The organism is Streptomyces sp. NPDC092045 (assembly GCF_044756005.1).
In the GTDB taxonomy this organism is placed as follows: domain Bacteria; phylum Actinomycetota; class Actinomycetes; order Streptomycetales; family Streptomycetaceae; genus Streptomyces.
On the sequence record NZ_JBIVSC010000001.1, the window covers coordinates 540,975 to 560,604 of the forward strand.

General features: G+C 75.7%; 19 protein-coding genes. 12 read left to right on the forward strand and 7 right to left on the reverse strand.

All coding sequences use genetic code 11. The annotated features are described in order from the left end of the window. Nucleotides 1–60: 60 nt before the first annotated feature. Nucleotides 61–966 (forward strand): Gfo/Idh/MocA family protein, encoded by a 906-nt coding sequence (locus tag ACIQKA_RS02540; protein ID WP_383433671.1) that lies wholly within the window; start codon nucleotides 61–63, stop codon nucleotides 964–966. A 21-nt stretch (nucleotides 967–987) separates the two neighbouring features. On the opposite strand, the gene ACIQKA_RS02545 is transcribed toward ACIQKA_RS02540, so the two are convergent. Continuing rightward, nucleotides 988–1,860, reverse strand: coding sequence for an undecaprenyl-diphosphate phosphatase (locus ACIQKA_RS02545; RefSeq protein ID WP_391093927.1), 873 nt, complete (start codon nucleotides 1,858–1,860; stop codon nucleotides 988–990). A gap of 139 nt (nucleotides 1,861–1,999) precedes the next feature. Continuing rightward, nucleotides 2,000–2,755 carry a VTT domain-containing protein gene (locus ACIQKA_RS02550; protein WP_391093926.1) on the reverse strand — a complete coding sequence of 252 codons (756 nt, stop codon included), beginning with the start codon at nucleotides 2,753–2,755 and terminating at the stop codon, nucleotides 2,000–2,002. Between the two features lie 201 nt (nucleotides 2,756–2,956). Here ACIQKA_RS02550 and ACIQKA_RS02555 point away from each other — a divergent pair, with 201 nt between their 5' ends. The 3 genes from ACIQKA_RS02555 to ACIQKA_RS02565 are packed head-to-tail and all read left to right on the forward strand — an operon-like array spanning nucleotide 2,957 to nucleotide 5,539. Then, nucleotides 2,957–3,790, forward strand: coding sequence for a DNA alkylation repair protein (locus tag ACIQKA_RS02555; RefSeq protein ID WP_402539727.1), 834 nt, complete (start codon nucleotides 2,957–2,959; stop codon nucleotides 3,788–3,790). Then, nucleotides 3,787–4,641, forward strand: coding sequence for a patatin-like phospholipase family protein (locus tag ACIQKA_RS02560; protein ID WP_383433678.1), 855 nt, complete (start codon nucleotides 3,787–3,789; stop codon nucleotides 4,639–4,641). The genes ACIQKA_RS02555 and ACIQKA_RS02560 overlap by 4 nt, the downstream gene beginning before the upstream one ends. 52 nt (nucleotides 4,642–4,693) lie before the next feature. Further along, nucleotides 4,694–5,539, forward strand: coding sequence for a spermidine synthase (locus ACIQKA_RS02565; protein ID WP_402539729.1), 846 nt, complete (start codon nucleotides 4,694–4,696; stop codon nucleotides 5,537–5,539). Here the strand turns inward: ACIQKA_RS02565 and ACIQKA_RS02570 are convergent. Together ACIQKA_RS02570 and ACIQKA_RS02575 are read right to left on the reverse strand one after the other, a co-directional pair. Beyond that, nucleotides 5,501–6,859 (reverse strand): MFS transporter, encoded by a 1,359-nt coding sequence (locus tag ACIQKA_RS02570; RefSeq protein WP_383433684.1) that lies wholly within the window; start codon nucleotides 6,857–6,859, stop codon nucleotides 5,501–5,503. The two genes, ACIQKA_RS02565 and ACIQKA_RS02570, sit on opposite strands and share 39 nt — an antisense overlap. 193 nt (nucleotides 6,860–7,052) lie before the next feature. Then, entirely contained in the window at nucleotides 7,053–8,195 is a 1,143-nt protein-coding gene (locus ACIQKA_RS02575; protein ID WP_391093921.1) for a hypothetical protein, read from the reverse strand. 133 nt (nucleotides 8,196–8,328) lie between these two features. On the opposite strand from ACIQKA_RS02575, the gene ACIQKA_RS02580 reads away from it, so the two are divergent. Both ACIQKA_RS02580 and ACIQKA_RS02585 read left to right on the forward strand, forming a co-directional pair. After that, a complete protein-coding gene (locus tag ACIQKA_RS02580) occupies nucleotides 8,329–8,766 on the forward strand; it encodes a DUF4442 domain-containing protein (protein ID WP_030214413.1) in 438 nt (145 codons plus the stop codon). Nucleotides 8,767–9,013: 247 nt separating this feature from the next. After that, nucleotides 9,014–9,682 carry a DedA family protein gene (locus ACIQKA_RS02585; RefSeq protein WP_383433698.1) on the forward strand — a complete coding sequence of 223 codons (669 nt, stop codon included), beginning with the start codon at nucleotides 9,014–9,016 and terminating at the stop codon, nucleotides 9,680–9,682. 76 nt (nucleotides 9,683–9,758) lie between these two features. Here ACIQKA_RS02585 and ACIQKA_RS02590 read toward each other — a convergent pair whose 3' ends face one another. Beyond that, nucleotides 9,759–10,286: a gamma carbonic anhydrase family protein gene (locus tag ACIQKA_RS02590; protein ID WP_383154989.1), complete on the reverse strand. Its 528-nt coding sequence runs from the start codon at nucleotides 10,284–10,286 to the stop codon at nucleotides 9,759–9,761. Nucleotides 10,287–10,421: 135 nt separating this feature from the next. Between ACIQKA_RS02590 and ACIQKA_RS02595 the strand changes: the two genes are divergently transcribed. The 3 genes from ACIQKA_RS02595 to ACIQKA_RS02605 all read left to right on the forward strand — a co-directional run bounded on the left by ACIQKA_RS02595 (nucleotide 10,422) and on the right by ACIQKA_RS02605 (nucleotide 13,007). Beyond that, on the forward strand, nucleotides 10,422–11,180 hold the full coding sequence (locus tag ACIQKA_RS02595) for an acyltransferase (RefSeq protein WP_383154992.1): 759 nt from the start codon (nucleotides 10,422–10,424) through the stop codon (nucleotides 11,178–11,180). Nucleotides 11,181–11,265: 85 nt separating this feature from the next. After that, complete coding sequence (locus ACIQKA_RS02600) at nucleotides 11,266–11,895, forward strand: YbaK/EbsC family protein (RefSeq protein ID WP_402539732.1); 630 nt, start codon at nucleotides 11,266–11,268, stop codon at nucleotides 11,893–11,895. 479 nt (nucleotides 11,896–12,374) lie between these two features. Next, nucleotides 12,375–13,007 carry a GNAT family N-acetyltransferase gene (locus ACIQKA_RS02605; RefSeq protein ID WP_402539734.1) on the forward strand — a complete coding sequence of 211 codons (633 nt, stop codon included), beginning with the start codon at nucleotides 12,375–12,377 and terminating at the stop codon, nucleotides 13,005–13,007. Between the two features lie 476 nt (nucleotides 13,008–13,483). Here the strand turns inward: ACIQKA_RS02605 and ACIQKA_RS02610 are convergent, their stop codons facing one another. Beyond that, nucleotides 13,484–13,927: a CoA-binding protein gene (locus ACIQKA_RS02610; RefSeq protein WP_383158791.1), complete on the reverse strand. Its 444-nt coding sequence runs from the start codon at nucleotides 13,925–13,927 to the stop codon at nucleotides 13,484–13,486. Between the two features lie 126 nt (nucleotides 13,928–14,053). On the opposite strand from ACIQKA_RS02610, the gene ACIQKA_RS02615 reads away from it, so the two are divergent. From ACIQKA_RS02615 to ACIQKA_RS02625, 3 genes are all read left to right on the forward strand, one after another. Next, nucleotides 14,054–14,680, forward strand: coding sequence for a YigZ family protein (locus tag ACIQKA_RS02615; protein ID WP_383158790.1), 627 nt, complete (start codon nucleotides 14,054–14,056; stop codon nucleotides 14,678–14,680). Nucleotides 14,681–14,970: 290 nt separating this feature from the next. Further along, nucleotides 14,971–16,149, forward strand: coding sequence for an exonuclease SbcCD subunit D (locus ACIQKA_RS02620; RefSeq protein WP_383437996.1), 1,179 nt, complete (start codon nucleotides 14,971–14,973; stop codon nucleotides 16,147–16,149). Continuing rightward, nucleotides 16,146–19,190, forward strand: coding sequence for an AAA family ATPase (locus ACIQKA_RS02625; RefSeq protein ID WP_402539737.1), 3,045 nt, complete (start codon nucleotides 16,146–16,148; stop codon nucleotides 19,188–19,190). The genes ACIQKA_RS02620 and ACIQKA_RS02625 overlap by 4 nt, the downstream gene beginning before the upstream one ends. Here the strand turns inward: ACIQKA_RS02625 and ACIQKA_RS02630 are convergent. Then, nucleotides 19,180–19,629: an Lrp/AsnC family transcriptional regulator gene (locus ACIQKA_RS02630; RefSeq protein ID WP_383442764.1), complete on the reverse strand. Its 450-nt coding sequence runs from the start codon at nucleotides 19,627–19,629 to the stop codon at nucleotides 19,180–19,182. The genes ACIQKA_RS02625 and ACIQKA_RS02630 overlap by 11 nt on opposite strands. Between the last annotated feature and the right edge of the window lies 1 nt (nucleotide 19,630).

Here is a 19,630-nt window from a genome sequence, read left to right on the forward strand (position 1 = left end):
CTGACCGGCGCGAACGGCCCGTACGAGCGGGGCCGGCGAACGACGACAAGGGAGACCCCCGTGAAGGTTGGCTGCATCGGACTCGGCGACATCGCGCAGAAGGCCTACCTTCCCGTCCTCGCCACCCTCCCCGGGGTCGAACTGCACCTGCAGAGCCGCACCCCCGCCACGGTGGAGCGGGTCGCCGACACCCTGCACCTGCCCGCCGGCCGGCGCCACACCGACCTCGACGGGCTGCTCTCCGCCGGGCTCGACGCGGCCTTCGTGCACGCCTCGACCGCCGCGCACGCCGAGATCGCCGAGCGGCTCCTCGACGCCGGCGTCCCCACGTACGTCGACAAGCCCCTCGCCTACGAGTACGCCGACTCCGAGCGGATCGTGGAGCTCGCGGAGAAGCGCGCGGTCTCCCTCGCCGTCGGCTTCAACCGGCGCCTCGCCCCGGGCTACGCCCAGTGCCTGGAGCACCCGCGCGACCTGATCCTGCTCCAGAAGAACCGGATCGGCCTGCCCGAGGACCCCCGCACGCTGGTCCTCGACGACTTCATCCACGTCGTCGACACCCTGCGCTTCCTGCTGCCCGGCGAGACCGAGCACGTCGACGTGCGGGCCCGGATCCGCGACGGCCTGATGCACCACGTGGTGCTCCAGCTCTCCGGCGACGGGTTCACCGCCATCGGCATGATGAACCGGATGAACGGCTCCACCGAGGAGGTCCTGGAGGTCTCGGGCCAGGACACCAAGCGCCAGGTCCTCAACCTCTCCGACGTCGTCGACCACAAGGGGCAGCCGACCGTCCGCCGGCGCGGCGACTGGGTGCCCGTGGCCCGGCAGCGCGGCATCGAGCAGGCCGTGCTCGCCTTCCTCGACGCGGTCCGCGAGGGCCGGGTGCTCAGCGCCCGCGACGCCCTGCTGACCCACGAACTGTGCGAGCGCGTCGTACGGGAGTCCTTGGCCCAGGCGTCCTGACTGCCCGCCCTCCGGGGCCCGTCAGCCGGCGGACTCGCCCGCGTGCGGGCTCAGGACGTCCGTGCCCACCAGGACGAACAGCAGGATGCCGAGCAGGATCCGGTAGATCACGAAGGGCATGAAGCTCTTGGTGGTGATGAAGCGCATGAACCATGCGATGACGGCGTATCCCACCGCGAAGGCGACGATCGTCGCGAAGATGGTCGGACCCCAGGAGACGTGCCCCTCGCCCGCGTCCTTCAGCTCGTACGCGCCCGAGGCGAGGACCGCCGGGATCGCGAGGAGGAAGGAGTAACGGGCCGCCGCCTCGCGGGTGTAGCCCATGAGCAGGCCGCCGGAGATCGTCGCGCCCGAGCGGGAGACGCCGGGGATCAGGGCCATCGCCTGGCAGACGCCGTAGATCAGGCCGTCCCGCACCCCGAGGTCCTTGAGCGTCTTGCGCTCGCGGATCGCCCGGTGACGGCCGCCGATCTCGTCCCGCGCGGCCAGCCGGTCCGCGACGCCCAGGACGACGCCCATGACGATCAGGGTGGTGGCGATGAGCCGCAGGTCCCGGAAGGGGCCCTCGATCTGGTCCTTGAGCGTGATGCCGAGGACGCCGATCGGGATCGAGCCGACGATCACCAGCCAGCCCATCTGGGCGTCGTGGTCGGACCGCACCGACTTGTCCGTGAGGGAGCGGAACCAGGCCGAGACGATCCGCACGATGTCCTTGCGGAAGTAGATCAGGACCGCCGTCTCCGTGCCGATCTGGGTGATCGCGGTGAACGCCGCACCCGGGTCGTGCCAGCCGGCGAACGCCGCCGTGAGGCGCAGGTGCGCGCTGGAGGAGATGGGGAGGAACTCCGTCAGCCCCTGGACGAGTCCCAGGATGAACGATTCGAACCAACTCATGGGGCCAGGGCCGTCCCGTTTTGTACGTGTGTGGTCAGAAGGTCGTGCGCAGCGTACCGTCCCGAAGTGAAGAATCCCCCGACGGAGGATGTACGCGAGGTAGCGCCCGCCGTATCTCCCGGGAGGCCTCCGGCGCGCCTCAGCGGGCGCTGCCCACCAGTTCGGGTTCGGGCGTGTCGTCCCGCGCGGGGACCGGTGCCCGCAGGCCGTGCCGCTTGCGCCAGGCCACCACCGCGGCGCCGATCCCCGACAGGACGATGAAGCCCGCGGAGAAGAGGAAGGCCGGCGAGTCCGGCGAACCCGCCTGGGCGCCCGCCACCACGTACGCCGCCGTGTTCGGGACCGTGCCGATGCCCGTCGCCAGGAGGAACGGCACGTACTTCATCCGGGAGACCGCCGCGCAGTAGTTGGCCGCCGCGAACGGCACCCCGGGGAACAGCCGGATCGCCAGCATCGAGCGGAACCCGTGCCGGCTCAACTGCCCGTCCGCCGCCGTCAGGAGGCGGCCCCGCAGCAGCGGACGCAGGGCGTCCTGGCCCAGGTAGCGGCCGAGGGTGAACGAGATCCCGGCGCCGAGGACCGTCCCCGCGACCGCCCCCGTCAGACCGGCGGCCGAGCCGAAGAGCGCGCCCGCCGCCAGGTTCAGGACCGGGCGCGGCACGAAGGCCGCCGTGCACACCCCGTACGCCAGGGCGAACAGCAGCACCGCGCCCGCGCCGCTCGTCCGCGGCGGCCAGCCCGAGGCCAGCAGGCGCTGCGGCTCGTAGAGCACCACGAGGGTGGCCGCCGTGAGCAGCAGCAGCGCGAGCAGCGAGAGCCGCGCACGGGGAGCGAGGAGGACCCGGGAACAGCGGACGGCGAGGGAGCCCGGCGGCCGGGGGGCGGGAGCGAGCATTCGGGGAGAGTAACGGACGGGTGCGTAGGGGCGCCGTAATGTGCGTCATGTCCGTCCGGACCGGATTCCGGAGCACGCCACGACCGAGGGGCCCGCATGACGACCGATCCCGTGCCCGGGGAAGCCCCGGCGGAGAGGTTCCCGGCGACCGGTCCCGTGCCCGGGGAAGTCCCGGTCGAGAGGTCCCCGAGAACCGGGCCCGTGCCCGGGGGAGCACCGGTCGGGGGAGCCCCGGCGGCCGGACCCGCGTCCCGGGAAGACCCGGACCCGAGGCCCCCGGCGGCCGGACCCGCGCCCGGCGAGGTACCCGGCAGCGCCCTCGCCGACACCGTCCTCGAACGGCTCGTCACCGTCTACCCGGCCGCCGGGAACCCCTTCAGGGCGCAGGAGATGGTCGCGTACATGAAGGGCGTCGCACCCTTCCTCGGGGTGCGGACGCCCGAGCGCCGGGCCCTGTCCCGGACCGTCCTCGACGGCACCCCGCGTCCCGGCGAGGACGACTGCGCGGCGATCGCCCTGCGCTGCTTCGCGCTGCCCGAGCGCGAGTACCACTACTTCGCCGTCGACTACCTCCGCCGCCACGTGCGGCGCTGCTCCTCCGGCTTCCTGCCCGTCGCCCGCCGCCTCGTCACCACCGTCTCCTGGTGGGACACGGTCGACCACCTCGCCGCCCACGTCGTCGGCGGCCTGGTCGCGGCCGACCCCGCCCTCGCCCCCGAGATGGACGCGTGGATCGACGACGAGGACCTGTGGGTCGCGCGCACCGCCCTCCTCCACCAGCTCCGCTTCAAGGGGGACACCGACGCGGACCGCCTCTTCGACCACTGCCTGCGCCGCGCCGGCCACCCCGACTTCTTCGTCCGCAAGGCGATCGGCTGGAGCCTGCGCGCATACGCCAAGACCGCCCCCGCCGAGGTCCGCGCCTTCGTCACCGCCCACGGGAACCGGCTCTCGCCCCTCTCCGTCCGCGAGGCCCTCAAGAACCTCGCCCCGCCCGCCGGCCTCCCCAACCACCGCGCCAGAATGGGGACGTGACAGGGGAGACGGGCAAGCGGACGGCACTGGTCCTGGGCGCGGGCGGCATGGTCGGGGCCGCCTGGGAGACCGGAGTGCTGCGGGGGCTCCTCGACGCCGGCCTCGACGTCACCGGGGCCGACCTCGTCGTCGGCAGCTCCGCCGGCGCGGTCGTCGGAGCGAGGCTCGGCGCGCTCGGCCCCGACGCGCTGTACGAGCGGGAACTCGGCGACGAGGACGTGGAACCGGCCGCGCGGCTCGGGATCCCCGTGCTTCTCCGGTACGCCGTCGCCGTCCTGCGGTCCCGCACCCCGGAGGAGTACGGACGCAGGCTCGGCCGGCTGGCCCTCGGGGCCCGCACGGTGGACGAGGCGGTCCGCCGCGAGACCGTGGTCCGGCGGCTCGGACCGGCCACGGAGTGGCCCGGCCGCCCGCTGCTCGTCACCGCCGTCGACGCCACCACCGGCGAACTCGTCGCGTACGGCGCGGACGCGGGCGTCCCGCTGGCCGACGCCGTCACCGCGAGCTGCGCCGTCCCCGGCCTCCAGCCCCCGGCCACCGTCGGCGGGCGCCGCCTGATCGACGGCGGCATCCACTCCACGGCCAACGCCCACCTCGCCGCCGGGTACGAGAGGGTCGTGGTCGTCGCCCCCGACGGACGCGGCGGCAAGGTGATCCGCTCGCCGGAGCGGCAGGGCGCCGACCTCGCCGCCGCGGGGGCCCGCGTCGAGGTGATCACCCCCGACGCCGACTCCCGTGCCGCCTTCGGGCGCGACGCGCTCGACCCCGCCCACCGGGCCGCCGCGGCCCGCGCCGGACGCGCCCGGGCCGCCCGCCACGCGGAGGCCGTCGCCGCCGTCTGGAACGGCTGACCCCACCCCCCCGCGGGCCGGGCGGCCGGCCCCGCCCCGTCACAATGGGAGCGTGAACGAGCACATCCCCGTCGTCCGCGAGGTCGACCAGGGCACCGCGCGCCTCATGCCCGACGTGGACCGGAAGCGGGCCTGGCTCCTGACGGTCGACGGCGCGCCCCAGTCGTACGTCGACCTCGACGACCCGGCGTACCTGGAGTTCGAGTACGCGCGCCGGCTCGCCCACGTCGTCGACGGCGCGGCCGGCGAGGGCGAACCGCTGGACGTCCTGCACCTGGGCGGCGGGGCGCTCTCCCTGCCCCGGTACGTCGCCGCCACCCGGCCCGGCTCGCGCCAGGACGTCGTGGAGGCGGACCGCGGTCTGCTCGCCCTGGTCGCGGAGCACCTGCCGCTGCCCGAGGGGTCCGGCACCACCGTGCACGGCGCGGACGCCCGGCGCTGGCTGGAGGCGGCCCCCGCCGACTCGGCCGACCTGATCGTCGGCGACGTCTTCGGCGGCTCGCGCGTCCCCGCCCACCTCACCTCCGTCGAGTACGCGCGCGAGGTCCGGCGCGTCCTGCGGCCCGGCGGCGTCTACGCCGCCAACCTGGCCGACGGCGCCCCCTTCGCCTTCCTCCGCTCCCAGCTGGCCACCTTCGCCGCCGTCCTCCCCGAGCTCGCGCTCGTCGCCGAACCGGGCGTCCTGCGGGGCCGCCGCTTCGGGAACGCGGTCCTGGTCGCCTCCGACCGCGCGCTCGACACCGCCCGCCTCGCGCGCCGGGCCGCGGCGGACGCGTTCCCCGCGCGCGTGGAGCACGGGGACGCGCTCGCCCGGTTCACCGGGGACGCGGAACCGGTCGCGGACGCCGGGGCCGTGCCGTCACCCGTTCCCCCGGACGGCGCCTTCGGCATCGGCTGAGCGGGGACCCGGAACGGCCGGGAGCTCCTTCCCGGTCGGTTCGACGGGCGGGTGCGCGGACGCGTGCGGACGCCTGGTCAGGTTCCGCACGTCCGGCACCAGCAGGACCAGGGCGGTGACGAGCACCATCAGCGCCGCCGCGCCCCACAGCGCCCCGCTCCGGCCGAACGCGCCCTCCGCCGGGCCCGTGAGCGCCGTCGTCAGCGGCAGCAGGGCCGTCGAGCCGAACCAGTCGTAGGCGGAGACCCGGGACAGCTTCTCCTCCGGGATCTCCTGGTGCATCGCCGTCATCCACGAGACGCCGAAGACCTCCAGCGCCACACCGCTCACGAACATCACGACCGCCAGTCCGCCCGCGGACAGCGGCACCGCGAGCGCCGCCGAGGGCAGCGCGATCGGGAAGACGCACAGCGTTCCGACGAACAGCATCCGGCGCGGCTTCCACCGGGTCATCAGGACCGCGCCGACGACCGTCCCCACCCCGTACGCGGCGAGCGCGAAGCCCCAGGGGCGCGCGCCGCCCAGCTCCTCCCGGGCGACCAGCGGCCCGTACACCGCCTCGACCGCCCCGATCAGGCCCACCACCACGGAGAACTGGGCGACGATCGACCACAGCCACGGCCGGCCGGCGAACTCCTGCCAGCCCTCCCGCAGGTCGGAGAGGAGGCCGCCGCCGGGGGCGCGCTCGGGCACGCCCTTCACGTCGAGGAAGGCACGCAGCCCGCCCGCGACGGCGAAGGCGACGGCGTCGACCACGAGGACCCAGCCGGGGCCGACGAACGCGACGAGCGCGCCGCCGAGCGCGGCGCCGCCGATGGAGGCGCCGTGCATCGCCATCCGGAAGACGGCGAACGCCCGGCTCGCCTGCTCCCCGCTGACGGTGGCCATGAGCATGCCCTCGGCCGCCGGGTTGAAGAAGGCCTGGCCGGTGCCGCAGAGCGCGGTGAGCACCATCATCTGCCAGATGCGGGCCTCGCCGGAGAGGACGAGGGCGGCGAAGACGGCCTGCGACACGCAGTTGAGGACGTTGGCGGCGACCATCACCCGGTGCCGGGGCAGCCGGTCGGCGACGGCGCCGCCGACGAGCAGGAAGAGGACCAGGGGCAGGAAGCGCGCCATCGCCACGAGGCCGACGTCGCCCGCGTCGCCGCCGGAGTCGAAGACCGCCCAGGTGGTGGCGATCAGGGCGCCGTGCGTGCCGAGGTTGGTCACGACCGTGGCGGCGGTCAGCAGGAGGTAGTTGCGCCCGGCCCACTCGGGGCGGCGGGAGTGGGGAGGCGCGGGGGAGGGGGAGGCGGGGGAGTCGGCGGGTGAGGTCACCCCGGGACTATCCCCGCCGCCCGGCCGAAGTGCCAAACCGATGTACGGACGGGCCGTGGTGCCGGCCACCGGGACGCCGGGTCCCGGTGACCGGGGGCGCGCCGGGTCCCGGTGGCCGGGGCGGTCACGCTTCCCCCGTCCCGCCGTCACGAGCCCCCGGCGGGCGCGGCCCCCGCCGTCACGGGCCCGGGCGTCAGGAGTCCTCGGCGAGCCGGACCGTGGAGAGGATCTGCCGGATCGTGGCGTCCGGCAGCTCGTCGCCGACGCCGTCGGCCGCGTTGAGGACCCAGGTCGAGAAGTCGTTCTTCGCGTTCTTGAAGGTGAAGGCGATCGCCTTGCCGTCCGACTCGCACTTGTTGCGCTTCTTGACGCCCGTGGCCGTGGCCGTCGACACGCTGCCGACGAGGCCGGACTTCGTCGTGTACGGCACGGCCTTGGTGATCTTGACCGTGTCCCGCGGCATGTGCTGCGCGTAGCCGCCCCACACCCAGGTTCCGGCCTCGTTGTACGCGGCCTCCCCGGTGTTCTTGGCACCCTGGCCGCCCTTGGTGCCGGCCGATGCCAGGCTCCAGGACTCCTCGCTGCCGTCCTTGTTGGTGTCGTAGGTGCACCACTTGCCCTTGAGGTGCGTGGGCCCGGACATCGTGACGAGCGGGCTGCCGTCGCCCTTCTTCTCGTCCTCCAGGAAGCTGATCGTCCCGGGCTTCGAGACGTCCCACTCCGGCGGCACGTCGAAGAGGGTGCCGTACTTCGGGTTGTGGACGACCTTCCAGCCGGGGATCGTCGGCTGCCGCGCGGCGTCGTCGCGCGGGTTGTCGAGGCCGGAGGACTGGCTCGGCTCGGGGATCGCCGACGGGTCTGCGGGTGCGGTGGCCGACGCGGACGGCTTGGGGTCGGCGGCGGTCGGCTCCCCGTCGTCCTCGCCGAACACCAGGAAGGCGGTGACGCCGGTCGCGGCGACCACGGCGGTCGCGGCGACGATCGCCACGATCGCCGTCTTCTTCTTCCCGCCGGGACCGCCGGGACCGCCCGGACCGCCGGGCTGCCCCGGGACCGCGTACTGCTGCGGCACGGTCGGCTGCTGGTACGGGTTCGGCTGCCCCGGCTGCGGTCCGTACCCCTGCTGCGGGTACCCCGGCGGGGCCGGCGGCTGCTGGCCGTACCCCGGCTGCGGCTGCGGATGACCCGGCTGCGTCGGCGGCTGCTGCGGGTACCCGGGCTGGGCCGGCGGCTGCTGGTACGGGTTCGGCTGCTGGTAACCCGGCTGCTGGTACGGGTTCTGACTCTGGTCCTGCGGGTTCTGCTCGCCCCCGGGCGGCTGCTGTCCTGGCCACATGGCCAGTAACCATAGAGGTGCGGGGGCCGTGCGGCCATGCCCGCCCCCCGCCGGGAGGGGCCGCGGGACGCGCGCGGGGGATGGCCAAGGCTACTACTCATGGGTAACATCACGCTCCATGAGCGCAGACCAGATGACCGTCGGCGAGATGCTCGCCGCGACGGTGCCCATGGCCGGGACCCTGAACCTGGAGTTCCTGGAGACCACCGCCGAGCGCGCCGTCGTGCGCCTGCCGGACCAGCCCGCCTACCACAACCACGTCGGCGGCCCGCACGCCGGAGCGATGTTCACGCTCGCCGAGTCCGCCAGCGGCGCCATCGTGCTCGCCGCCTTCGGCGACCAGCTCAGCCGCGCGGTCCCGCTCGCCGTCAAGGCCGAGATCGGCTACAAGAAGCTGGCCATGGGCGTCGTCACGGCCACCGCCACCCTGGGCCGCCCCGCCGCCGAGGTCGTCGCCGAACTCGACGCCGGACAGCGCCCGGAGTTCCCGGTGCGGATCGACATCACCCGCGAGGACGGCGCCGTGACCGGCGAGATGACCGTCGTCTGGACCCTGCGCCCGAACGCCTGAACCGGCCCGGGACACCGTGCCCCCGCCCCCGCACCCCTTCCGGTGCGGGGGCGGACGCGTTTTTGGTGTCGCGACCGGCGACCGGCGACCGGCGACCGGAACCGTCCCCGGCCCGTCCCCGGCGTCGAGGTCCGTCCCTCCCGACCGGGTAGGCTTCCCCGGCGTGCCCGCCGAGGCGCACGACGGCGCCACGGCCCCCGACCACGGGCCCGGCGCGACAGGGGAGCCGAAACGGGAGGAAGCCGCGTTGCACGTCCAGGAGTGGCTGGAGACGATCCCCCCGATCGCCGTGTACACCCTCGTGGGGGTGGTGATCGGCCTGGAGAGCCTGGGCATCCCGCTGCCCGGCGAGATCGTCCTCGTGAGCTCCGCGCTGCTCGCCTCGCAGCACGGCGACATCAACCCGTACGTGCTCGGCGCCTGCGCCACCGCCGGCGCGATCATCGGGGACTCGATCGGCTACGCCATCGGCCGCAGGGGCGGCAGACCGCTGCTCGCCCGGCTGGAGAGGAAGTTCCCCAAGCACTTCAGCGAGGCCAACATCGCCCTCGCGGAGAGCTCCTTCCAGAAGTGGGGCATGTGGGCGGTCTTCTTCGGCCGCTTCGTCGCCCTCCTGCGCATCTTCGCCGGACCGCTCGCGGGCGTGCTGCACATGCCGTACTGGAAGTTCCTCGTCGCCAACGTCTTCGGCGGCATCCTGTGGGCCGGCGGCACCACGGCCGTCATCTACTCGGTCGGGATCGTCGCCGAGGCCTGGCTGAAGCGCTTCTCCTGGCTCGGCCTCGTCCTCGCCGTCCTGATCGGCCTCACCTCGATGCTCGTCCTCAAGAACCGTGCCAGGAAGGCGGCCGAGGAGCGCGCCGCCGCCCCCGCCGGGCCGGCGCCGGAACAGGTGTCGGTCCCGGCCGCGGACTGAGCGCCTCCCGTACGGCGCGGAGGGCGGCACCCCGACCGGGCGCCGCCCTCCGTCCGTTCCCGCGCGCGGGACGCGCTCACTCCCCGAAGGCCTCCGCGTGGCCCTCGGCCAGGTGCAGGTACATCTCGGCGTTGAGCCGGATGCCCGCCAGCTCCTCCTCCGTCAGCGGGCGGCGCACCTTCGCCGGGACGCCCGCGACCAGCGAGCCCGGCGGGACCTCCATGCCCTGCGGGACGAGCGCCTGGGCGGCGACGAGCGACCCGGCGCCGATCCGGGCCCCGTTGAGGACCGTGGCGCCCATGCCGACGAGCACGTCGTCCTCGATGACGCAGCCGTGCACGGTGGCGTTGTGGCCGACGGTCACCCGGGCCCCGATCGAGACGGGGAAGCCGGGGTCGACGTGGACCGTGCAGTTGTCCTGGACGTTGGAGTCCTCGCCGATCTCGATCGGACCGCAGTCCGCCCGCAGCACCGCGTGGTACCAGACGCTCGCTCGGGCGCCGAGGGTCACCTCGCCGAGGACCACCGAGGTCGGGGCGGTGAAGGCCGTCGGGTCGATCCGCGGCTCCCTGCCGCCCACGCCCTTGATCAACGCCTCTGTCATGGTTCTTCGCTCCTGATCGTCAGCCGTCGTGTCGCGCCCGGGGGTGTCCCCGCGCCGCAGCCTATGCCGGGCCCATGACGGACATCACAGCGCACGGCGGTGATCGGGCGCGACGGCGCCGACTACCGTGGCCGGGTGCCCAGGAACAGAAACACGTTCTCATCCCTCGCCGCCTGGCGGCGCAGGGTCGTCGCGCACGCCCTCCAGGGCGGCTGGCGCTGGGTGCAGCAGGCCGGCGCCGTCACCGCCGAGCACCAGGGGAGACTGCGCTTCCGCCGGCTCGGCGAGGGCACCCGGCTCGCCTTCCCGCAGGGCACGGTCTTCGGCGAGCGGTGGATCGAGATCGGCGCGTGCTGCATCGTCGCCGAGCAGGTCACGCTGACGGCCGGGATGCTGCCGGGCCTCGACCTCGGGACGGAGACGGTCCTGACCCTCGGCGACGGGGTCGTCCTCGGCCGGGGCAGCCATGTCATAGCCGACGCGGAGGTGACGATCGGCTCGGACACGTACTGCGGACCGTACGTCTACATCACCTCGACGAACCACAGCTACGACGACCCGGACGAGCCGGTCGGCCGCCAGTGGCCCCGCTCGGCGCCGGTCTCCATCGGCCCCGGCTGCTGGCTCGGCACGGGCGCGGTGGTCCTGCCCGGCGCGCGCCTCGGCCGCAACGTGGTCGTCGCGGCGGGCGCGGTGGTGCGCGGCGAGGTCCCGGACCACTCGGTCGTGGCCGGCGCCCCGGCGAAGGTGGTCCGCAGCTGGGACCCCGAGAACGGCTGGCAGCCCCCGCTCCGCACCCCCGCCCCCGTCCCGATCCCGGAGGACGTCACCCCCGAGCAGCTCGCGGCGCTCGCGGCGTGGGAGGTCGAGCAGGCGGGCACGGCGGCGTCCTGACGGGGCGCGAGGGGTGTCCGTACGCGCCGCCCGCACTCCGGGACGGCGCCCCGCCCGTTCGGTGCCGGTTGTTAACGTGACGCGCATGCGCGCACCCATCGGAGACTTCACCGACGCCCGGCCCGCCCCGGACCGCCTCGACCTCCTGACCGGCCCCGTCGCCGACGCCGTCCGCGCCTGGACGGGCCCCGTCCCCGCCGACCAGGTGCTCTACGTCGACACCGACCCGGCCGTCGCCGACACCGCCGTCTTCGTCGAGCACCACGGCGCCGACCTCCTCGACGCCTCCGCGAACTGCGTGGTCGTGGCGGCCAGGCGGGGCGGCGACACGACCCTCGCCGCCTGCGTCGTCGGCTCCGCCACCCGCGTCGACGTCAACGGGGTGGTGCGCCGTCACCTCGGCGCCCGCAAGGCCTCGTTCGCCCCGGCGGACACGGCCACCGGCGAGAGCGGCATGGAGTACGGCGGCATCACCCCCGTCGGCCTCCCCGCCGCCTGGCCGCTCCTCGTGGACGCCGCCGTCGTCGACATGCCCTGGGTCCTCGTCGGCAGCGGCCGCCGCCGGGGCAAGCTCATCCTCCCGGGCAAGGCCCTCGGCCAACTGCCCGGCGCGGTCGTCCTGGAGGGCCTCGGCGTCCCTGTGACCCGGGAGGGCCGGGGCGCGTCCGGCGGATCGGGGGCGGACGCGCCCCGGGGCGAATCCGGCGGATCCTGACCGGGCCGGCCGGACACGCCCGCGACAGGAGCGCCGTCGAGGGCCGGCGCCGTGGGGATCCGCTCGGCCGAACCGAGCGCCGGCACCGGGCGATTCGCCCACAGGTCCGCCCCCGCGATCCGCACAGCCCGACTCCCGGTCCATCCGTGACGTCCGGCGGAGGACGGAACCGGGTGGCCCGGGGCCGGGAGGGCGCCCGCCGGGGAGGACCGGCGCAGGCGGACCACCGCGTCGTGCGGGTCCTCCGCGTCCTCTACCCCGTCTCCCGGGGGCGTACGGACGCGGTCGCCGTCCGGTCCCACGGCCGGCGCGGGCAGTGGGCCGTCCTCGACGCACACCGCGCACGCGGCCGGTCTCCGGTCCGCCCGGGAGGGCCGTCGGAGGGCTGCCGGTCCCGACGACGGGCGGGCCGTCGTGTGCACGGGGTGGTGCGGGGAGGGGCCGGGCCGCCTCTCCGCCCAAGATCATCGACGTGCAGAATGACCCGTATGCCGATGACGAACACCCCGCGGACCGCCACGCTCGACGACGCCCCGGACATCAGCCGCACCCTCGCCCGCGCCTTCGCCGACGACCCGATGATGGGGTGGTTCTTCCCCGGCGGGGCCTCGCGCGAGCCCGATCTGACGCGGTACTTCACTACCATCTTCACCCGGCAGTACGGCCTCCACGGGGTGTGCGAGCGGACCGCGTCGGCCGCCGCGTTCTGGGTGGCGCCGGAGGGACAGGAGAAGGCGGTCCCGGACGCGGAGACGGTCGCCGAGCTGGAGGAGGTCCTCGGCGACCGGGCGCCGCTGTTCCGGGAGGCGGTCGAGGCCGCGGCCGGGCAGGGCCCCGAGGAGCCGCACTGGTACCTCGCGGTCGTCGGCGCGGACCCGGCCGCCCGGGGCCAGGGGCACGGGGCGGCGCTGCTGCGGTCCGGGCTGGACCGGGCCGACGGGGCGGGGCTGCCGGTCTACCTGGAGTCCTCCAAGCCGGACAACCTCCCCTTCTACGAGCACTTCGGCTTCACCGTCCTGGGCGAAACGGCCCTGCCGGGCGGCGGCCCGACGCTGTGGGTGATGCGGCGCGAACCCGTGACCGCGGACCGGGAGAGGCCGACGACGGCCTGATCTCCGGGCCGGACGCCCGGGCGCGGTCTCGTCGGCCGGGCCCGGACACCCGACCGCGCGCCCGCCGTCCCGTCCCGCCCGTACGGCACGTGCCGTACGGGCGGGACGGGACGGCGCGCGGGCCGGGCGGGGCGAGCGTCAGAGGCATTTTCCGTTCGGCCAGGTCCTCAGCTCCCTGGGCCAGGTGGTGACCATCGCCTGCGCGGAGACGGGCGTGGCTGTCCGGCGGATCACGGCCGGGGCCCCGGCCCCGGCCCGCCGGACGCCCCTGGGGCGTGTGTCGAAAGTGGCGCCGTCTGCCCGGAGGGCAGGCCCGGCGGTGTCCGGTGCGTGCGATCGCAAGGCGGAGGGCCGCCCCGATACTGGTGGTATCGGGGCGATCCCGACGACGCGGCCGGGGGTGCCCCCGTGCCCGCAGGGCTACGGGGGAGTGCGTGCCGGGCGCCGCCGGGCAGGCGGGACTTTCGACACACGCCCTAGCCCAGGCGCGGGATCTCGATCGCCGGGCAGCGGTCCATCACCATGTCCAGGCCCGCCTCCCGGACGCGGGCGAAGGCGGCCTCGTCGATCACGTCGAGCTGGAACCAGACCGCCTTGGCGCCGATCGCCACGGCCTCGTCCGCGACCCCGCCCGCCAGCTCGCTGTTCACGAAGACGTCGACGACGTCGACCGGGAACGGGACGTCGGCGAGGGACGCGTAGCCCGGCTCGCCGTGGACCGTCTCCGCCTTCGGGTGGACCGGGACGATCCGCTTCCCGAAGCGCTGGAGGACGGCCGCGACCCCGTAGGCCGCCCGCGCCCGGTTGTTCGAGAGGCCCACCACCGCCCAGGTGTCGCCCGTGGACGTCAGGATCCGCCGCACCGCCTCCGGGGCGGAGTGCCCGGCGGTACCGGCGGTGGTCGTGCTGTCGGCGCTCATCGTCTCTGCTGCCTCTCCTCGGCGCGGTCCGTCTCCCGGGAGAACGAGCGGCGCCGGGCCGTGATTCCCACCGGGCCCCCACCGGCCGCCCGAAGGCGCCGGGCCGGCGGAACGTAGGCTGGCCGGATGCAGGAGCAGTACCGCACCCCGGCCCGCGAGGGCGTGCACGAGACCGAGATCAACCGCTCGCGCTTCCTCTGCGCGCTCGCGCCCGTCGCCGACGAGCGGGAGGCGCAGGAGTTCGTCGCGCGCGTCCGCAGGGAGCACCCGACCGCCACCCACAACTGCTTCGCCTACGTCCTCGGCGCCGACGCCTCCGTGCAGAAGGCCAGCGACGACGGCGAACCGGGCGGCACGGCCGGCGTCCCCATGCTCCAGATGCTGCTGCGCCGCGAGATGCGGTACGCCGTCGCCGTCGTCACCCGCTACTACGGCGGCGTGAAGCTCGGCGCGGGCGGTCTGATCCGGGCGTACGGCGGGGTCGTCGGCGAAGCCCTCGACGCGCTCGGCACCGTGACCCGGCAGCGCTTCCGGCTCGCCACCGTCACCGTCGACCACCAGCGGGCGGGCAAGCTGGAGAACGACCTGCGGGCGACCGGCCGGACCGTCCTGGACGTGCGGTACGCCGAAGCCGTCACGATCGGGATCGGCCTGCCGGACGCCGACGTCGACGCCTTCCGCGCCTGGCTCGCCGACGCCACGGCGGGCACGGCGGGCCTCGTCCTCGGCGGCGAGGCGTACGGCGACGTGTGAGGTGGGGCACGCGCGCGGGCCGTCCCCGTCGACCCGGGCACCGGCCGTCAGCAGGGCGTGAGGCGCGCCCGGACCCGCCCCTCCGGCCGCACGGCCCCGGACCCCCGCCCCCGGACCCCGCCCCCGGGCGGACGCCCGGACGCGCTCCGGGCACCCGCTCCCGGTGCTCCGTCACCCGGACGGCCCTCCCCACGCCCCCGCTCGGGATAGCGTGGTGGACGGACACGAACGGCGACCGGTGCGGGCACCGGCGGGGGAGGAACGGCGCACATGCGGGGTGGGACGGCATCGTGAGGCTCCTGCACACCTCGGACTGGCACCTCGGCCGGTCCTTCCACCGCGTCGGGCTCCTCGGCGCCCAGGCCGCCTTCCTCGACCACCTCGTGGCCACCGTCCGCGAACACCGGGTCGACGCCGTCCTCGTCGCCGGCGACGTCTACGACCGGGCCGTGCCCCCGCTGCCCGCCGTCGAACTCTTCGACACCGCCCTGCACCGGCTCGCCGACGCCGGGGTCCCCACCCTCATGATCTCCGGCAACCACGACTCGGCCCGCCGCCTCGGCGTCGGCGCCGGACTGATCGAACGGGCCGGCATCCACCTCCGCACCGACCCCGACGGCGTCGGCACCCCCGTCGTCCTCGCCGACGCCCACGGCGACGTCGCCCTCTACGGCCTGCCCTACCTCGAACCCGCCCTCGTCCGCGAACGGCTCGGCGCCGGAAGGGCCGGCCACGAGGCCGTGCTCACCGCCGCCATGGACCGGGTCCGCGCCGACCTCGCCGGACGGCCCCCCGGCACCCGCTCCGTCGTCGTCGCCCACGCCTTCGTCGCCGGCGGCGCGCCCAGCGACAGCGAGCGGGACATCACCGTCGGCGGCGTCTCCGCCGTCCCCGCCGGGATCTTCGACGGCGTCGACTACGTCGCCCTCGGCCACCTCCACGGCAGCCAGACCCTCACCCCCCGCGTCCGCTACTCCGGCTCCCCCCTCGCGTACTCCTTCTCCGAGGCCGACCACCGCAAGACCATGTGGCTCGTCGACCTCGGCCCGGCGGGACCCGGCGGCGCGGACCTCGGCGCCGAACGCCTCGACTGCCCCGTCCCGCGCCCCCTCGCCCGGCTCCGGGGCCGGCTCGACGACCTCCTCGCCGACCCCGCGCTCGCGCCCCACGAAGGATCCTGGGTCGAGGCCACCCTCACCGACCCCGTACGGCCCGCCGACCCCATGAACCGGCTCGCCGAACGCTTCCCGCACGCCCTCAACCTGGTCTTCGACCCCGAGCGGACCGACGGCGACACCGGCGCCTCCTACGCCCAGCGGCTCCGCGACCGCAGCGACCAGCAGATCGCCGAGGACTTCGTGGCCCACGTGCGCGGCGGCGCGGCGCTCGACGGAGCGGAACGGGCCGTCCTGTACGGCGCCTTCGACGACGTCCGGGTCGACACGGCCGCGCGCGAGGTGGGCCGGTGAGGCTGCACCGCCTGGAGATCACCGCGTTCGGCCCCTTCGGCGCCACCCAGACAGTCGACTTCGACTCCCTGTCCTCCGCGGGCCTCTTCCTGCTCCACGGACCGACCGGCGCGGGCAAGACCTCCGTCCTGGACGCCGTCTGCTTCGCCCTGTACGGCAGCGTGCCCGGCGTCCGCCAGACCCCCGGCGCCTCCCTGCGCAGCGACCACGCCCCCGTCGGCACGTACACCGAGGTCCTCCTCGAACTGACCGTGGGGGAGCGGCGGCTGGAGATCACCCGCCGCCCGGCCCAGCAGCGGCCCAAGAAGCGCGGCGGCGGCTTCACCACCGAGAAGGCCCAGACCTGGCTGCGCGAGTACGACCCGGCCACCGGCGCCTGGAACGGACTCAGCCGCTCCCACCAGGAGACCGGCGAGGAGATCACCCAGCTCCTCGGCATGAGCCGCGAGCAGTTCTGCCAGGTCGTCCTCCTCCCGCAGGGCGACTTCGCCCGCTTCCTGCGCGCCGACGCCGAGGCCCGGGGCAGGCTCCTCGGCCGCCTCTTCGACACCCGCCGCTTCGCCGCCGTCGAGGAACGCCTGGCCGACCTGCGGCGCGTGGCCGAACAGCGGGTGCGGGAGGGGGACGAGCGGCTGCTCGCCCTCGCCCACCGCACGGCCCAGGCCGCCGGCGGGCTCGACGCCGCCCGCACCCCGGTCGAGGGCCGGCCCGGCGAGCCCGGACTCGCCGCGTCCGTCCTCACCTGGGCCGCCGTCGCCCGCACCGAGGCGCACGAGGCCCTCGACATCGCGGGCGTGCGGCTCGCCGCCGCCGAACTCCGGCAGGCGCACGCGCGGGCCGCCCTCGACGCCGAGCAGGACCTCGCCGCCCGCCAGGCCCGCCACGCCGACGCCCTCCGGCGCCGCGAGCGGATCGCCGAGCGGACCCCCGAGCGCGACCGCCTCCGGGCCGTCCTCGACCGGAGCCTCCGGGCCGACCGGGTCGCCCCCGCCCTGGCCCTGCGCCGGGACGCCGAGCGCGAGCACGCCACCGCCCTGTCCGCCCTCGCCCGCTCCCGCGCCCCGCTGCCGCCCGACCTCGCCGACGCCGGGACCGAGCAGCTCGCCGCCCTGGAGAACCGGCTGCGCGAGGAGCTCGGCGGCCTCGACGCCGCCCGCCGCGCCGAACGCCGCGCCGCCGTCGTCACCGGGGAACGGGCCGCACTGGAACGGGAGGCGCGCGCCGACGAGGACGCCCTGCGGGACGCGGCCGACTGGCTCGCCGGCTGGGAGCCCCGGCGCGCCCTGCTCACCGGGCACGCCGAGGCGGCCCGGGACGCCGTCGCCCGCGCCGAACACCTCGCCGGACGCCTGGAGCCCGCCCGCCGCCGGCTCTCCGCCGCCCGCCGCCGCGACGCCCTGGCCCGGGGCGCCGAGGCGGCCGGGAGCCGCCTCGCGGAGGCCCGCGAACGGCGGAACGACGCCCACGAGACCTGGCTCGACGTCAAGTCCCGCCGTCTGGAGGGCATCGCCGCCGAACTCGCGGAGGCCCTCGACCCGGGCGCCCCCTGCCAGGTCTGCGGCTCCACCGCCCACCCGGCCCCCGCCCGCACCGGCGCGGGCCACGTCGACCGCGCCGCCGAGGACGCCGCCTACGCGGCCTACGCCGACGCGGAGGAGGCCCGTACGGCCGTCGAACGCGAACTGGCCGTCACCCGGGAGTCCTGGACCGCGGCCCGCGCGGAGGTCCGCACCGGACAGGGCGACGACACGGCCGACGCCGACCCCACGGTCGAAGAACTCGCCCGCGAGGTCGATGAGTTGGCCGGGCTCCACGCCGAGGCCCACGCCCTCGCCGGACAGGCGCACGCCGCGCGCCAGGCCCTCGCGGGGGCCGAGCGGGAGCACGAGGAGCGGGTGGCGGCGCAGCGGGAGGCCGAACGGCGGGTCGCCGCCCGGACCTCGCGGCGCGAGGCCCTCGACCGGGAGCGGACCGCGCTCGACGAGGAGATCGCCCGGGGACGCGGCGCGTTCGCCACCGTGGCCGAACACGCCGACCGCCTGGAGCGGCGGATCGTCCTCCTGGCCGACGCCGCCGGCGCCGTGCGCTCCGCCGAACTCGCCGCCCGGCGCCTCAAGGAGGCCGACGACCGGCTCGCCGACGCCGCCTACAAGGAGGGCTTCGCCACCCCCGACGAGGCCGCCGCCGCACTCCTGGGCGAGAGGGAGCGCCAGGGCCTCCGGGAGCGGCTCGACGCCTGGCAGGCCGAGGAGGCCGTCGTCGCGGACCGGCTCGCCGAGCCGGGCACCGCGGCCGCCGCGGCGCTCCCGCCCGCCGACCCCGCCGCCGCCGGGGCCGCCCACGCGGCGGCCGAACGCGCCCTGCGCGAGGCCGACTCCGCCCTCGCCGCCGCCCGCGAACGGGTCGCGGACCTCGCCGGGCTCTCCCGGCAGGCCGCCGCCGAGGTCCGCCGCCTGGGGCCGCTCCGCGAGGAGTACGAGCGGGTGGCCCGCCTCGCGGCCCTCACCGCCGGCACCTCCGCCGAGAACGAGCGCCGGATGCGCCTGGAGTCGTACGTCCTGGCCGCCCGGCTCGAACAGGTCGCGGCCGCCGCGACCGCCCGCCTCCTGCGCATGTCCTCGGGCCGCTACACCCTCGTCCACTCCGACGCCCGCTCCGGCGCCCGGCGGGCCGGCCTCGGGCTGCACGTCGTCGACGCCTGGACCGGCAACGAGCGCGACACGGCCACGCTCTCCGGCGGCGAGACCTTCTTCGCCTCCCTCGCCCTCGCCCTCGGCCTCGCCGACGTGGTCACGGACGAGGCGGGCGGCGTCCGGCTCGACACCCTCTTCATCGACGAGGGCTTCGGCAGCCTCGACGAGCAGACCCTCGACGAGGTCCTCGACGTCCTCGACTCGCTGCGCGAGCGGGACCGCAGCGTCGGCATCGTCAGCCACGTCGGCGACCTGCGCCGCCGGATCCCGGCCCAGCTGGAGGTCGTCAAGGAGCGGCACGGCTCGGCCGTGCGGCTGCGCACCGGAGGGGACGCGCTCAGCGGCTGACGGGCCGCCGGGGCAGCGGCGAGGAGTAGACGACGCTGGTCGTCACCGGGCCGAGCCCGGCGATCTTCCCGGTGACCGCCTCCAGGTCCCGCATGGAGCGCGCCGCGACCTTCAGGACGAAGCAGTCGTCGCCGGTGACGTGGTGCGCCTCCAGGACCTCCGGGGTGGTGTCGAGCAGGTCGTGGAACGGCTTGTAGTTGCCGTGCGGGTAGCGCAGCCGCACGAAGGCCAGGATGGTGCGCCCGAGCCGCTCCTGGTCGACGAGCGCCGTGTACCCGGTGATCACCCCGGCCTCCTCCAGGCGCCGCACCCGGTCGGTCACCGCGGACGGCGACATCGACACGGCGCGCGCGAGTTCGGCGAAGCTGGCGCGGCCCTCGGACTGGAGGGCTTCGAGGATGCGCCAGTCGGTGGCGTCCGGCGTGTAGGCGGTGCTCATG

Bases quoted from the DNA above. Each gene is read 5' to 3' on its own strand.
- ACIQKA_RS02575 (WP_391093921.1), bottom strand. From the start codon at position 8,195: ATGTGGCCAGGACAGCAGCCGCCCGGGGGCGAGCAGAACCCGCAGGAC.
- ACIQKA_RS02605 (WP_402539734.1), top strand. From the start codon at position 12,375: ATGACCCGTATGCCGATGACGAACACCCCGCGGACCGCCACGCTCGAC.
- ACIQKA_RS02590 (WP_383154989.1), bottom strand. From the start codon at position 10,286: ATGACAGAGGCGTTGATCAAGGGCGTGGGCGGCAGGGAGCCGCGGATC.
- ACIQKA_RS02610 (WP_383158791.1), bottom strand. From the start codon at position 13,927: ATGAGCGCCGACAGCACGACCACCGCCGGTACCGCCGGGCACTCCGCC.
- ACIQKA_RS02600 (WP_402539732.1), top strand. From the start codon at position 11,266: ATGCGCGCACCCATCGGAGACTTCACCGACGCCCGGCCCGCCCCGGAC.
- ACIQKA_RS02630 (WP_383442764.1), bottom strand. From the start codon at position 19,629: ATGAGCACCGCCTACACGCCGGACGCCACCGACTGGCGCATCCTCGAA.
- ACIQKA_RS02545 (WP_391093927.1), bottom strand. From the start codon at position 1,860: ATGAGTTGGTTCGAATCGTTCATCCTGGGACTCGTCCAGGGGCTGACG.
- ACIQKA_RS02580 (WP_030214413.1), top strand. From the start codon at position 8,329: ATGACCGTCGGCGAGATGCTCGCCGCGACGGTGCCCATGGCCGGGACC.
- ACIQKA_RS02615 (WP_383158790.1), top strand. From the start codon at position 14,054: ATGCAGGAGCAGTACCGCACCCCGGCCCGCGAGGGCGTGCACGAGACC.
- ACIQKA_RS02550 (WP_391093926.1), bottom strand. From the start codon at position 2,755: ATGCTCGCTCCCGCCCCCCGGCCGCCGGGCTCCCTCGCCGTCCGCTGT.